This window comes from Saccharibacillus sp. WB 17, assembly GCF_008634075.2.
In the GTDB taxonomy this organism is placed as follows: Bacteria; Bacillota; Bacilli; order Paenibacillales; family Paenibacillaceae; genus Saccharibacillus; species Saccharibacillus brassicae.
Genome location: NZ_VPFK02000042.1, coordinates 19,829 through 34,246 on the forward strand (window position 1 = coordinate 19,829; position 14,418 = coordinate 34,246).

At 58.8% G+C, this 14,418-nt stretch carries 13 protein-coding genes; 12 read left to right on the top strand and 1 reads right to left on the bottom strand.

Features of this window, described 5'->3' with window-relative positions; genetic code table 11:
* Positions 1-17: 17 nt before the first annotated feature.
* The 11 genes from trxB to FTE24_RS18890 all read left to right on the top strand — a co-directional run bounded on the left by trxB (position 18) and on the right by FTE24_RS18890 (position 12,087).
* A complete protein-coding gene (gene trxB / locus FTE24_RS18840; protein WP_141447922.1) occupies positions 18-977 on the top strand; it encodes a thioredoxin-disulfide reductase in 960 nt (319 codons plus the stop codon).
* Positions 978-1,124: 147 nt separating this feature from the next.
* The gene (locus FTE24_RS18845; protein ID WP_237401844.1) at positions 1,125-1,922 is read left to right on the top strand and encodes an AAA family ATPase; all 798 of its coding nucleotides are present in this window, start codon (positions 1,125-1,127) and stop codon (positions 1,920-1,922) included.
* A gap of 318 nt (positions 1,923-2,240) precedes the next feature.
* Positions 2,241-3,188 carry an ROK family glucokinase gene (locus FTE24_RS18850; RefSeq protein ID WP_141447923.1) on the top strand — a complete coding sequence of 316 codons (948 nt, stop codon included), beginning with the start codon at positions 2,241-2,243 and terminating at the stop codon, positions 3,186-3,188.
* 28 nt (positions 3,189-3,216) lie between these two features.
* Positions 3,217-4,122: an RNase adapter RapZ gene (rapZ, locus tag FTE24_RS18855; RefSeq protein WP_141447924.1), complete on the top strand. Its 906-nt coding sequence runs from the start codon at positions 3,217-3,219 to the stop codon at positions 4,120-4,122.
* Between the two features lie 85 nt (positions 4,123-4,207).
* Entirely contained in the window at positions 4,208-5,203 is a 996-nt protein-coding gene (locus tag FTE24_RS18860; protein ID WP_141447925.1) for a gluconeogenesis factor YvcK family protein, read from the top strand.
* Between the two features lie 7 nt (positions 5,204-5,210).
* Complete coding sequence (whiA, locus tag FTE24_RS18865; protein WP_141447926.1) at positions 5,211-6,140, top strand: DNA-binding protein WhiA; 930 nt, start codon at positions 5,211-5,213, stop codon at positions 6,138-6,140.
* A gap of 165 nt (positions 6,141-6,305) precedes the next feature.
* Entirely contained in the window at positions 6,306-6,575 is a 270-nt protein-coding gene (locus FTE24_RS18870) for an HPr family phosphocarrier protein (RefSeq protein ID WP_141447927.1), read from the top strand.
* 282 nt (positions 6,576-6,857) lie between these two features.
* Entirely contained in the window at positions 6,858-8,978 is a 2,121-nt protein-coding gene (locus FTE24_RS18875) for a serine hydrolase (protein ID WP_202111919.1), read from the top strand.
* 203 nt (positions 8,979-9,181) lie between these two features.
* On the top strand, positions 9,182-9,934 hold the full coding sequence (locus tag FTE24_RS18880; protein ID WP_141447928.1) for an SIMPL domain-containing protein: 753 nt from the start codon (positions 9,182-9,184) through the stop codon (positions 9,932-9,934).
* 249 nt (positions 9,935-10,183) lie between these two features.
* A complete protein-coding gene (locus FTE24_RS18885) occupies positions 10,184-10,813 on the top strand; it encodes a DUF4262 domain-containing protein (protein WP_141447929.1) in 630 nt (209 codons plus the stop codon).
* A 158-nt stretch (positions 10,814-10,971) separates the two neighbouring features.
* Positions 10,972-12,087, top strand: a complete 1,116-nt coding sequence (locus FTE24_RS18890) for a PdaC/SigV domain-containing protein (RefSeq protein ID WP_160441831.1) — start codon at positions 10,972-10,974, stop codon at positions 12,085-12,087.
* Positions 12,088-12,302: 215 nt separating this feature from the next.
* Here the strand turns inward: FTE24_RS18890 and FTE24_RS18895 are convergent, their stop codons facing one another.
* Positions 12,303-13,211, bottom strand: a complete 909-nt coding sequence (locus FTE24_RS18895; protein ID WP_150233946.1) for a LysR family transcriptional regulator — start codon at positions 13,209-13,211, stop codon at positions 12,303-12,305.
* Positions 13,212-13,321: 110 nt separating this feature from the next.
* Between FTE24_RS18895 and FTE24_RS18900 the strand changes: the two genes are divergently transcribed.
* Complete coding sequence (locus tag FTE24_RS18900) at positions 13,322-14,413, top strand: branched-chain amino acid aminotransferase (protein WP_141447932.1); 1,092 nt, start codon at positions 13,322-13,324, stop codon at positions 14,411-14,413.
* The last annotated feature ends 5 nt before the right edge of the window (positions 14,414-14,418 follow it).

Here is a 14,418-nt window from a genome sequence, read left to right on the forward strand (position 1 = left end):
CTGAGGAGGATGTCTGTATGCAAAAGCACAAAACCGTAGTCATCGGAACCGGCCCGTCCGGCCTTACCGCAGCCATTTACCTGGCTCGCGCCAGCTTGAACCCGCTCGTGATCGAAGGTCTTCAACCGGGCGGACAGCTGACGACCACGACCGAAATCGAGAACTTCCCGGGCTTCCCGAACGGAATCATGGGACCGGAACTGATGGACAATATGCGTCAGCAGGCGGAGCGTTTCGGCGCCGAGTTCATGAACGGCTGGGTCGATTCCGTCGACTTCTCCACGCGCCCGTTCAAGATTACCGTTGAAGGCGCCGAGCCGATCGAAGCGGATTCGGTCATTATCTCCACCGGTGCATCGGCCCGCTACCTCGGCATTCCGGGCGAGCAGGACAATATCGGACGCGGCGTCAGCACGTGCGCGACCTGCGACGGATTCTTTTTCCGCGGCAAAAAATTGATCGTTGTCGGGGGCGGCGACTCCGCGATGGAAGAAGCCAGCTTCCTGACGCGCTTCGCGACCGAAGTGACCGTCGTTAACCGCCGCGAAGAACTTCGCGCTTCGAAGATCATGCAGGACCGCGCGCGCGAGAACGAGAAAGTCTCGTGGGCGCTCAACCGTCAGCCGCTGGAAGTCGTAGCGGGCGACACCGGCCTCAAAGGGCTGAAAGTGCTCAACAACGAGACCGGACAGGAAGAACTGCTGGAAGCGGACGGCGTCTTCGTGGCGATCGGCCACACGCCGAACACGACGTTCCTGCAGGGCAAGCTTGAGCTGGACGGCCACGGCTACGCGATTGTCAAGCCGGGTACGACCGAGACGAACATCCCGGGCGTCTTCGCCTGCGGCGACGTGCAGGACACCAAGTACCGCCAGGCGATCACGGCTGCGGGCAGCGGCTGCATGGCGGCGATGGACTGCGAGAAGTATCTCGAAGGCAGCGTCGTGCACGACTGGAGCGAATCGCTCGACCGTTAATTGTTGGAATTCACCTTCTTCATGAAGCTTCAAGCGCGCAGGCGAAAATCCGTCACGGAATTTTTCGTCCGCGCGCTTTTTTGCGTATATGCAAACAGATCGAATCGGGCAGGTTGGAAAATGGGAAGGGGAGATCGACTCATGAGGATGGGCATGGACGGTGCGGGAGCCGGAAAAGCCGAAAAAATCGAAAAAGCCGACCGCCGCTATCTGCGGCGGGTCGAGCTGCTGCGCGGACAGATTCAAACGCCGGACGAATATCCGTTCAATCTGCCGGCGGTGCGGGAACTGGAAAGTCTTGAATTTCATGCCCGCGTCACGTACATCGTAGGCGAGAACGGAGTCGGCAAGTCGACGCTGCTGGAAGCGATCGCGACCGCGTGGGGCTTCAATCCGGAAGGCGGCACGCTGAACCTCAACTTCGCCACCGCCGAGACGCATTCCCCGCTGCACCGGCATCTTCGATTGATCCGCGGGACGGTGCGGCCGAAAGACGGTTATTTTTTCCGGGCGGAGAGTTATTACAACGTGGCGACGACGATCGACGAACTGGACCGGCAGCCGGACGCCGGCCCCGCGATCATCGACAGCTACGGCGGACGTTCGCTGCATGAACAGTCGCACGGAGAAGCTTTTTTCGCAACGTTCATGCACCGGTTCGGTTCGGGCGGCCTGTATATTCTCGACGAGCCGGAAGCGGCGCTGTCGCCTGTCCGCCAACTGGCGATGCTGACGCGTATCCACGAACTGGTCCGCAGCGGCGGACAGTTTATCATCTCGACCCACTCCCCGCTGCTGATGTCCTACCCGGACAGCCGGTTGTACAATCTGACTGCGGGCGGGATTCGAACGTGCCGGGTGGAGGAGACGGAACATGATATCGTGACGCGGGAATTTCTCAACAACCGCGAACTGATGCTGGCGGAGCTGCTGCGAGACGAATAGCGGAATCGGCGAATCGTGAAATAAGCAAAGCGGGGAAAGAGGGCAAGCGCCGCAAAGCCCGCCCCGCAACGTTTTCAACGCCCCCGGGTGTGCCGCGGCGCGCGATAAAGACAGGCGAACGGGCAAAAGGGCGCGCCCCGAAGTCAAGAAAAGGCTTTCGACCCTTGTGGGACAAGGCTTTGCGCGAAAGCGCGCTCGCTTGACCGAAACCGGGTGTTCGCTTATAGTGGGAGACGAAGGAAACGGATTTTGGACTTGAGCAAACAAAGCGATGAATTCCTGCATTCTCTATATTGAAGAAAAAAGGTGGCTTGTAACATGTCTGAAAATGTCTACGTCGGGATGGATCTGGGCGGCACCACGATCAAGGTCGGTCTGTGCAGCGAGAGCGGCGTCCTGCTGCATACTTATGAAGGACCCACGGGAGTGGCGGAAGGTCCGGAGACGGTCATTGCCAATATGGCGGAATACGTTCGCCGGGTCGTCGAAGAATCGCCTTATGCCTGGGAACAACTGGCCGGAGTCGGCGCCGGGGTGGCCGGATTCACGAACGTTCGTGACGGAATCATCGTCATGGCACCGAACATAGGCCTCAAAGACGTTCCGATCCGCGCCATTTTGGAAGAGCGGCTCGGCAAGCCCGTGAAGATCGATAACGACGCCAACGTCGCCGCGCTCGGCGAAGCGTGGAGCGGCGCCGGAGCCGGCGTCGAGAACTGCGTATGCTATACGCTGGGAACCGGCGTAGGCGGCGGCATCATCATCAATGGCCGCATCTACCAGGGCTCTGCCGGCATGGCGGGCGAGATCGGCCATATCGACGTCGTGCCGGACCTGGAAGCGATCCAGTGCGGCTGCGGCAAGACCGGCTGTCTGGAGACCGTCTCTTCGGCGACGGGCATCATCCGCATGGCGAAGGAAGCCGTGGAGCGCGGCGAGCGCACCTTTATCGCCGACGCGAGCGAGATTACGGCCAAGACGGTGTTTGACGCCGCCAAAGCGGGCGACGAAGTAGCGCTGCGCATCGTCAAGCGCGCCGCGTTCTATCTCGGCAAGTCGATGGCGACCGTGGCAGCGGTACTGAATCCGCAGAGCTTCATTATCGGCGGCGGCGTATCGAAAGCGGGCGACATTCTGTTCAATCCGATTCGCGAGACGTTCGCGCAGCTGACGCCCGCCCCGCTTCAAGGCGGCGTGCAGATCGTTCCGGCGATGCTCGGCAACGACGCCGGCATGATCGGCGCGGCCGGCCTGATGATTCGTTAACGAAGCAAGCCAGGGAGGGAAAGCTCGCATGACCGATATCCAAAAAGAAGGCAGGGCGGCTCCGGCCGCCACGCTGATGATCATTACGGGAATGTCGGGAGCCGGCAAGACGATCGCCGTGCAAAGCCTGGAAGATCTGGGGTTTTTCTGCGTCGACAACCTGCCGCCGGTCCTGATCCCCAAGTTCGCCGAGCTGATCGATCAGTCCAACGGCAAGATCGCCAAGGTGGCGCTGGTCATCGACCTGCGCGGCCGGGAGTTTTTCGCCGCGCTGTCCGAATCGCTGTCTTTTATCAAAGACCATTTTACGATTCATAGCGAGATTCTGTTCTTCGACGCGGACGACGCCGTGCTTGTGCAGCGCTACAAAGAAACGCGCCGCCGGCATCCGCTCGCCCCGGACGGCATGCCGCTCGACGGCATTCGCCTGGAACGCAAAATGCTGGAAGAACTCAAAAATTCGGCGACGCAGATCATCGATACGACGAACATGAAGCCGGCCGTTCTCAAAGAGAAGATCATCTCCCGCTTCTCGCATATGGAAAGCCATCAATTATCGGTCAACGTCACGTCGTTCGGCTTCAAGTACGGCGTGCCGATTGACGCGGACCTGATTTTCGACGTGCGCTTCCTGCCCAACCCGCACTACGTCGACAATTTGCGTCCGCTGACGGGCCAGAACAGCGACGTGTACGATTACGTCATGAAATGGCCGGAGACCCAGACGTTTTTGACCAAGCTGCTGGACATGCTGCATTTTCTCATTCCGCAGTACCGCAAAGAAGGCAAGAGCCAGGTGATTATCGGCATCGGCTGTACCGGCGGCAAGCACCGTTCGGTCGCCATCTCCGAATATTTGGGACGGATGCTGGGAGCAAGCGAAACGGAAAGAGTGCGCGTCAATCACCGGGACGCCGATCGGGACCGTCATTAGAATCGCAGCCGCCGGCTTTTCCGGTACAGCCCGGAGCGGCCGGCAAGCGATTCGAAGCGGTTAACGTACGGAGGAGTGAACATTCATGAATATTAAGCAACAGGCGCAGCGGCCCGTGCGTCGCCCCCGAATCGTAGTGATGGGCGGCGGAACGGGTTTGTCCGTCATGCTGCGGGGTCTCAAGCAGCAGCCGCTCGACATTACGGCCATCGTGACGGTAGCCGACGACGGCGGCAGTTCCGGCATTCTGCGCAGCGAGATGCAGATGCCGCCCCCGGGCGATATCCGCAACGTGCTGACGTCGCTTGCCGACGTGGAGCCGCTGCTCTCGGACATGCTGAGCTACCGTTTCAAGACCGGCAGCGGTCTTGCGGGGCACAGCCTGGGCAATCTGATCCTGGCCGCCATGACGGACATCTCGGGCGACTTCGTCACCGCCGTGCGCGAGCTCGGGCGGGTATTCGCCGTCCGCGGAGTCGTCTACCCCGCCGCCAAGGAAGGCGTCATTTTGCATGCGGAAATGGAAGACGGCACGATCGTGACCGGCGAGTCGAGCATTCCGGAATACGGCGGACGAATCAAGCGGATTTTCCTCGAACCGGCCGAAGTCGAAGCGCTGCCGGAAGCCGTGCTGGCGATCCAGCGCGCCGACGCGATCCTGATCGGTCCGGGCAGCCTCTACACGAGCCTGCTGCCGAACCTGCTCGTGCCGCAGCTGGCCGAAGCGGTCGTCGCGTCCAACGCGATCAAGATGTATATTTGCAACGTCATGACCCAACCGGGCGAAACGGACGGGTTCAGTGTGGGCGACCATCTTCAGGCCGTGTACGACCATGTCGGCAGCCATCTGTTCGACTACGTGCTCGTCAACAGCGGGCATATTCCCGAAGACGTGCAGCTTCGCTACGCGGAAGAAGGCGCGACGCCGGTCCGGCTGGACCTGGAAGAGATCGCGGGCACGAACTGTACCGTCATTGCCGATACTTTCGTGAAATACGGCACTTATCTGCGCCACGACGCGGACAAATTAAGCGAACACATAAACAGGCTGGTGGCAGACTGGATGATACGGAAGGGGTGAATAATCCATGTCGTTTGCGGCTCAGACCAAAAAAGAATTGACGATGGTGGAGGCGGACGCCTGCTGCGAACAAGCGGAGCTGTCGGCGCTTATACGCATGAACGGCTCGATCCAGCTCTCCAACAAAAAAGTCATTCTGGACATTTCCACCGAAAACGCGGCGATCGCACGCCGGATCTATTCCTTGATCAAAAAGCATTACAGCGTCCATACGGAGCTGCTCGTGCGCAAAAAAATGCGTCTCAAAAAAAACAACGTGTACATCGTGCGGATTCCGGCCGGCGTACAGGAACTGCTCGCTTCGCTCAAGATCACGTCGGAAGGGTTCCAATTCCTGCCCGGCATCAGTCCCGATATCGTCAAAAAGAACTGCTGCAAGCGCGCCTACCTGCGCGGCGCCTTCATGGCGGGCGGCTCGGTCAACAATCCGGAAGGATCTTCGTACCATCTGGAGATCGCCTCCATGTACGAAGAACACTGCCAGTCGCTCGTCGACCTGGCGAACGAATTCCATCTGAACGCCCGCTGCATCGAACGGAAGAAAGGCTTCATTTTCTACCTCAAAGAAGGCGAGAAGATCATCGAACTGCTGAATATTATCGGAGCCCATCAGGCTCTGTTCAAATTCGAGGACGTCCGGATCATGCGCGACATGCGCAATTCGGTCAACCGGATCGTAAACTGCGAGACGGCCAACCTTAACAAGACGATCGGCGCCGCCGTGCGGCAGATCGACAATATCCGCTTCCTGCAGAGAGAAATGGGGCTGGAGCGGCTGCCGGAGAAGCTGCGCGAAGTGGCGGAAGTCCGGTTGGCCCATCCCGAGATCAACCTCAAGGAAGTGGGCGAACTGCTCAAGGGCAACGTCAGCAAATCCGGCGTCAATCACCGGCTGCGCAAGCTCGACATTATGGCGGAGAAGATTCGGGGCGGCTGAGAGCCGCTCTTTTTTTTGCGGTCGGCGTGGAAAAGGGCGCGACGCGAAAGGCTGCAAACGCTACGCTCGGTTTTAGACTAGTGTGAGCAACCGAAGTTATGGTATACTGGGTACAATAATGCGTTTCGACAGGAACTTCATTTCGTATAGGGGGTAAGATTGCTCATGACCAAACACCCGGTAGTCGTCAGACTGAAGACGGGGCTGCACGCGAGACCTGCGGCTTTGTTCGTTCAGGAAGCCAATAAATATTCTTCCGAAATCTTTGTAGAGAAGGAAGACAAAAAAGTAAACGCCAAAAGCATCATGGGCATCATGAGCCTGGCAATCAGTTCCGGTACTGAAGTTCACATCAGTGCGGAAGGCGCGGACGCCGAGCAGGCTGTAAACGCTTTAATGAGCCTTGTCAGCAAAGAAGAATTGGAAAACCAATAATTCTTGTGCCAGCTTCCCGTTAGGCGATATTTTTGCATAGATACGCCGCCCATCGAACCTCCCGAACGTTTTCGGGAGGTTTTTGTATGCGCAAATTCGCCTGCAATCGATATTAACCAACAACTTCCAGTTTGCCGAAAAAATATTTGCTTTTCCTGTACCGAGGCGGCATTTTCGTGTTTGACAGCCGACCCCAAAAGGGTAAGAATGAGTGCGAAGAGCTCGCTATGTAGGCTCATGAAGCCGCACCCATTTTATCAATAGACACAAGGGGGAAAAACATTGAAAAAATCGAATATCTGGAGATCGGCATCGGTCAAATGGACCAAAGCCGTGATCGCTTCGGCGCTTGCGCTGACGCTGCTCCCGCCTACCCTATCGTACGCCGCGGAGACGCCGACCGCGTCCGCATCGGCGGCAGCCCGGGATACCGCGCTTACGTCTTCCTCGGTTACGGCTTTTCTGGACGAGTTTTTTGCGTTGGAAGAAATTCAGGAACTGGCTCCCGGAGCGGCGGTCGTCGTCGTGAAAAACGGCCGGGTGCTGGCAGAAAAAGGGTACGGCTACGCCGACGTGGACAGCAAACGCCGCGTCGATCCGAAAAAAGACGTCTTCCGGATGGCTTCCGTCTCCAAAACGTTCACCGCGGCCGCGATCATGCAGCTGGTCGAGCAGGGCAAACTCAGCCTGGACGCGGACATTCGTACATATCTCGGCGGCATCACTTTTGAGAATCCGTTCGCCGAACCGGTTACCGTCGCCGATCTGCTGACGCATCGCAGCGGCTTCAAAATCCAGGACGCCCGCCAGGAAGACCTGAATCCTGCCAAAGGGCAGTCCGTCAGCATGGAAGACTATATCGCGAAGTATATGCCGGACGTCGTGCGCGAGCCGGGTACGGCTTACATGTACGACAACTTCGCTTACCTGCTGCTCGGGTACATCGTGCAGCAGGCGAGCGGCACGCCGTACGAGACGTATATGGAACGCAACGTGTTTGCGCCGCTCAACATGGGCAGCACCGACTTCACGCTGACCGCGGACCTGCGCAAGCGTTCGGCGACCGGCTATGCGGCCGAAGAGACGATCAAGCCTTATCCGGTCAGCGAAAGCTTCATGCCGCAGGGCGGCATGCTGTCGACGGCCGACGATATCGCCAAATTCATGACCGCCTTCTTGAACGAAGGCAAGACGGCTTCCGGCGCGCAGCTGCTCAAAGCCGATTCGGTAGCGGCCATGTCGGAATACCGTTCCGCGATCCATCCGCTGCTGCCGGACTCGACTTACGGGTTCGAATCGGCTTCGCAGCTTCCGGGCGCGGGCAGCAGCAGCAAAGTCATCACCAAGGGTGGCGACGTTCCGGGCGCAAGCTCGCTGATGTTCCTGATTCCCGAGCAGGATACCGGCGTATTCGTCGTCTACAACCAGAACGGCGCGCTGCGCGAGCAGCTGTACGCGGCATTCATCTACCGGTTCTTCCCGCAGTATGCGGCCGAAGCGACTTTCCCTGCGTTCGCGGCGGAATCGCCGGAGCAGCTTGAGCGCTATGCGGGATTGTACAAAGATCTGCGCGTCGAGAGCGTCGTCTCCAAAGTGGGACCGGGTTCGCGCGGACGCATGGTCATCTCCGACCCGCTGACCGGCGAGCGCGCGCTGCGCCAGGTAGCACCGGGACTGTTCATGGATGCCAACAAGATGCTGGTAGCATTCAAGACCGATGCGGACGGCAGCGTCTCGTACCTCAAGGAACCTTACCTGAATCCGATGGGCTACGAGCAAAAAGGCGCGAAGCCGTCCGGCTTCAACGATATCGCGTCGACGCATCCGTACGCGAAGTACATTCTCGACCTGCAATCGCTCGGCTATTACCCGAACGATCCGAACATGGCGTTCGGACCGGACGAAGCCGTCACCCGCGGCGAGTACGTGGACATGCTGATGCGCACGTCGGCCATTCCGCTGTCGGAAAGCAAGCCCGAATTGAAAGATACGGTCGGACATCCGTATGCCGCGGCAATCCAGACCGCCTACGAGTTCGGCCTGATCTCGGGCAACGACAAAGGCATGTTCCAGCCGGACCGTCCGATTACCCGCCAGGAAGCGGCTCTGATCATCTACAATTCGACGGGCAGCCTGTATCCCGAAGAACTGCTGGACTCGGTCAAGCTTACGGGCAAGACCGACAAGTGGGCCGTATCCGCGGTCAAACTGGTCGTCGCTCTGGGCTACCACGGCCCCGAAGTGAAGTTCAGCGCTTCCGGCGCGGCCGACTTCCAATCTAAGAAAGTGCTGACCCGCGCCGAAAATGCGGCGATCAACGACATGCTGCTGACCAGCACCGTGACCGGTGCGGCCAGCCTCAAAGACGCGGCCCAACCGGCATCCGAGGAGCCGGCAGCCTGATCTGTCCGATCGTTTCGACGCTCCGGCGCGCCTCGTGACCGGAGTGTCGCCGATCCGCGCCCAACACGCGTCAACCTTTCTGCCGTACGCGCCTTCACTGGCGTCCGGCCGAAAGGTTTTTTGCGTTCGCGCCCGGACCCTGCAACTTTTTCGGCCCCATTGTCGTTTAGAGGGTAATCAACGATAACTTGGAGGGATAAACGATGAAAATGTGGATGAAACCGCTTGGCAGCGTATTGATCGCCGGATCTTTGCTCGTCGGAGGAGCGGCCGTGCCCGCGTCGCTCGGAATGAATCAGGCTCATGCTGCGGAGGTCGTTGCAATGAACGTCATCAATGTGGCCGGTAAAGGGGAAATCAAAGTAACGCCGGACGTCGCTTATCTGTACATCGGCGTGGAATCGAACGCGGCTACGGCAGCGGCGGCGCAGAAGAAAACGGCGACTTCGATGAGCAAGCTGAACACCCTGCTCAAAGGCGAATGGAAAATTGCCGCCAAAGACATCGAGACGGAGCAGTTCAACGTATCGCCGAACTACACGTACAGCGACGACAACGGCCAGACGATCAAGGACTACAGCTCCGTGCACGTGCTCAAAGTAACGTACCGCGATCTGGACAAGCTGGGCCAACTGCTGGATGCCGCTTCCGAAGCGGGAGCCAACCGTATCCAGAACATCAGCTTCGCGGCCGAGAATCCGGACCAGTACGAAGAGCAGGCGATCGCCAAAGCGATGTCCAGCGCCAACAAAAAAGCGTCGGCGATCGCCAAATCGGCCAACCGTACGCTCGGCGCGATCGTCTCGATCAGCCAGGACGACGCGGAAGCTCCGATCGTGTACGCGCAGTACGAACGCGCTACGGCGGACATGGCGGCGGGTGCCCCCCCGACTTCCATCGAACCGGGTCAAATTACGGTGACGACCCGTCTGACCGTGCAATATGAGATGAAATAAGCGTGCCTTGATCCGGACATTCGACCTGAAGCCGCCTTCGCCCCGTGCGAAGGCGGCTTTGTTGCTTAAATTCACGCCAACCGGGGCTTTTTTCGAGCGGCGCCGGTTGAATCTTTTACAAAAAAAGAACCGCTTAACTGTTTGGAATCGAATGGGAGGTTTATAAATGGAGTAAGCAAAGAACGTGACTCTCCCTTAGACTCTCCACACAACATCCCATATTCGGAACCAAGAAGCGAGGTGATTCCAGTGATCGAAACAATGAACATTCCCGAAGACCGCAAACAATATTACCGCAGGCTGCTGCACGAAAATCCAGGGCGCAACCTGTTCGAGCGTTATTCGTTGTTTTGCCAGGAGTACACGGATTTTGCGCGCAAAAGGCTGTCTTACATCCCGGAGCTCATGAACAAGGGGTGGATGCCAATCGTTCTGTCTGATGAAGGAATGAACTACGCGTTTACGATTGGATTGGAATACAGCTTTGGCCATCCCGAAATTTTGATTGCGTCGCCGAACCGTTCGGCTCGCCAGTTGAACCGCATGCTGGAATGGTTCGCGCAGCGCGTGGAAGAAGGCAGCCGCATGGAGACAGAAGCCGATTACGGCACCGAATTGAGACGTCAGCCGGATTTTAGCGATATCGAAAGCGAAGCCGCTTTTCGCCATTACGAGGAATCGGACGCGGACAATTACCCGTGCGGCTATCTGTATTCGTTCTACGGATACTTCGCCGACCGCACGCTGGAGACCGGCAAGCTGCCGATTCTCGTCATGGAACTGGATTTTCCGGTGCTGCCCGCGCCTCCCGGAGGCCGGCTGTCGAGCATCATGGGCGCACCCAGGTGGAATGAAGGCAACGAAGGAGCCGATGCGTAACCCGCGCATTTTGCAAGCCGCCAACCTTAACAATTTTGTAAAAAAGCCCGAGTAAGGGTTGCAATACTGTAATGCTCCTTGTCACCCATTTCCGCCGCGGCCCTTTTATAATCAGGATGGATAAAGACAAACCGCCAAGATGCGAAGGAGCTGAACGGATGATGACAAATCACAACGTGCAAGCATGGAAAAAAACGACCAAGATGATGACGGCCGCCGTCCTTACGGCAGGGCTGCTGCTGCCGGCCACGGCAGGAATCGGCACGAGTGGAGCCCACGCGGCAGCCGCTTCGGCAACCGCTTCCACGACTGCCAGCGTCAAAGTGAGCTGGAACGGCAAAGCGCTGGGAGCGAACGCTTACCAGGCGGGCGGCGACACGTACGTGCCGGTCAAAGCTTTGGCCAAAGCCGCGGGCCTGTCGCTCGCTTACGATAAAGAAACCGGTCTCTACGAGCTCGGCACGTCGCCGAACGCGCTGACGCTGTCGCCTTACGAGAGCAACATCTGGATCGGCGCGAACGGCGTTGGCCTTCAGGCGGAAGGGCGGACCAAAGCCGGCACGATGTACGTTCCGTTGTCCGTGCTGCGTGATTACGCGGGCATCGACGGCACGCTGAACGCAGGTTCCATCGCGCTTAAGCCGGCGGCAAGCCCGGGCGTTACCGTGACCGAGAAAACGCTCAAGAGCAGCGCGGCCGGCAAAGACGCGGTCATCAATATCCGGTATCCGGAGCTGGCCGGCAGCGACGCGGGCATCGCGAAGATCAACGCGGCGCTCAAGCAGCATGCCCAGTCGTTCCTGAAGAGCTTCGAAGCCGACATGAAAGAATTCGGCGCGCTGTCCGGCGAGATGCACTACGAAGCGGATGCCAATTACATGATCTCCTACAACAAAAACGGACTGTTCAGCGCCGTGATGCAGGATTACTCGTTCTACGGCGGCGCTCACGGCGGCACGGTTCAGACCGGCTACAACTTCAACCTGAAGACGGGTGCAGAAGTAACGCTGAAGCAGCTGCTCAAAGCGAATCCGAAAGCGTTCGGCGAGCTGGACAAAAAAGTCGCCGCGGCTTTCAAAAAAGCCGGTTCGCTGCTCAGCGAGGACGGCTTCAAGACGATCGGCAGCAAGCCGGGCTTCTACGTCCGCAACGGCGGCTTCACGATCTTCTTCCAGCAGTACGAATACACGCCTTACGCGGCAGGTATTCCGTCCTTCGACTTCACGTTCGCTTCCCTGCTTCCAAAAGGCACCGATCCTTTTGCGGGACTGTAACTTCGCGGGATCTTCATCCAGCATATAGTCCAGCGTAAGAAAAAGATCGGCTTTGAACGTAAAAGTTTTTCCGTTCGGATAATCAAGCCAAATTCGAACACGCAGGCCCGGCCCGGCGGAGCGCGAGACATTCGCGCTTCGCCGGAGCCGGGCTTTTGGTTTGGGTTCGATTGCGTTTGCGTTCGTCCGCATGCGCCGGAGAATTGCACGCCCGCTTATTCGCAAGGTTCGCGGGGTTCGAGCAGCTTGTCCATGAAGCGTTCCGCGCTTCTGGACAAATAGCGGCCCTGCAGCCAGACGAGCCCGACGTCGGCCTGAAGCACGGCATCGCCGAGTTCCAGAACGCGAAAATCTTCCGAGCGGAACGAAGCGAGTACAGAGCGGGGCAGCAGCGAAGCGCCCAGCCCCTGGGCGACAAGCGCGAGGATGACCGCGACGCTGGAACATTCGCAGAAGACGCGGGGCACGGCGCCGCGCGCCGCGAACTCCTGCATGATCCGCTCGTGCATGCCGGTCGTGCGGTCGGTCTTGAGCGTCAGGAGCGGACGCGTCGACAGTTCGTTCAGGCTCAGGCTGCGCCTGCCCGCGTATTCGGTCCAGCCGGCCGGCACGGCGGCGGCCAGTGGATCGGGCGGCAGCGGCGCGATGCCGTAATCGTCGGCGCCCGGCGGCGCCTCGAACGGCAGCCGCGCGACGATCAGCTCGATCCGGCGCTGGCGCAGCAGTTCGGCGAGCTGGAAATGGTCGCCTTCCTGGATATTGAACGTCACGGCGGGATGTTCCCGCCCGAACCGTTCGATCGCGCCCGGCAGCAGCGACACGCACGAGACGACGGCGCCGATCGACAGCGTGCCGCCGATGCCTTCACCAAGCTCCCGAATCTCGAGCAGCGTCTCTTCCAGCTGCACGAGCAGCGCTTCGGAACGTTCGTACAGCCGTCTTCCGGCTTCCGTCGGGATCAGCCTGCGGCCGCTGCGGTCGAACAGCGGCGTGCCGAGTTCTTCTTCGAGCAGCTTCATCTGCCGGCTGAGCGGAGGCTGTTCCATATTCAATTTTTTGGCGGCGGAAGTGATTTGACCGTCCCTGAACACGGCGGAAAAATAGCGCAGTTGGCGAAGATCCATCTTTTTTCTGCTCCTTTCATACTTTTGGGGTATGCAGAACCGACGAAAAGGATATTATTAATATAGGTAAGACGATGATAGGATTCAATATAAAAAGAGGAGCGTGCATCATGCAGGGTGAACTGAAGATTCAAGAGACGACGCAGCGCAAACCGAAACCGGATACCGCCAATCTGTCGTTTGGCGTTTATATGACGGACCATATGTTCACGATGGACTACAAAAAGGGCGAAGGTTGGCACGATGCCAAGATCGTTCCTTACGGACCGATCCCGATGGACCCGGCAGCCAAAGTGTTCCATTACGGGCAGACCATTTTCGAAGGCATGAAAGCCTATATGGGCGAAGACGGCGATATCCGTCTGTTCCGTCCGGAGAAAAACTTCGAGCGCTTCAACCGCTCCTGCCGCCGGATGAGCATTCCGGAGATCGACGAGAGCTTCGTGCTGCAAGCGCTCAAGGAACTGATCAAGCTTGATCGCAGCTGGGTGCCTTCGGCGCCGGGAACGTCGCTGTATATCCGTCCGTTCGCGATCGCGACCGAGAACCATCTCGGCGCGAACCCTTCGCTCAGCTACAAGATGATGATCATTCTGTCGCCGGTCGGAGCCTATTACGCGGAAGGGCTGAACCCGGTCCGTATCCACGTGGAGACGCGCGACGTGCGCGCCGTCGCGGGCGGAGTCGGCGAAGCCAAGACGGCCGGCAACTACGCGGCAAGCATGCAGGCGCAGGAGAATGCCTACGGAGCCGGCTACTCGCAGGTGCTGTGGCTGGACGGCGTACACCGCAAGTACGTGGAAGAAGTCGGCAGCATGAACGTCTTTTTCCGGATCGGAGACCGGATCGTCACGCCTTCGCTCAGCGGAAGCATCCTGAACGGCATCACGCGCGATTCGTCGATCCAAATGCTGCGCGATTTCGGCTTCGAAGTGGAAGAGCGTCCGGTCACGATCGACGAACTGAGCGCTTTCGCCGAAGACGGCACGCTGCTTGAAGCGTTCGGCACCGGCACGGCGGCCGTCGTGTCGCCGATCGGCGAGATCGGCTGGAACGGCAAAACGTTCAAAATCGGCGGCGGAGAGACGGGCGAATGGACGCGCCGTCTGTACGACGAGCTGACTGCGCTGCAGCGCGGCGATATCGAAGACCGTTTTGGCTGGACCGAAGTCATCTGCAGCGCGGAAACGACGCAAGGTTGACATTT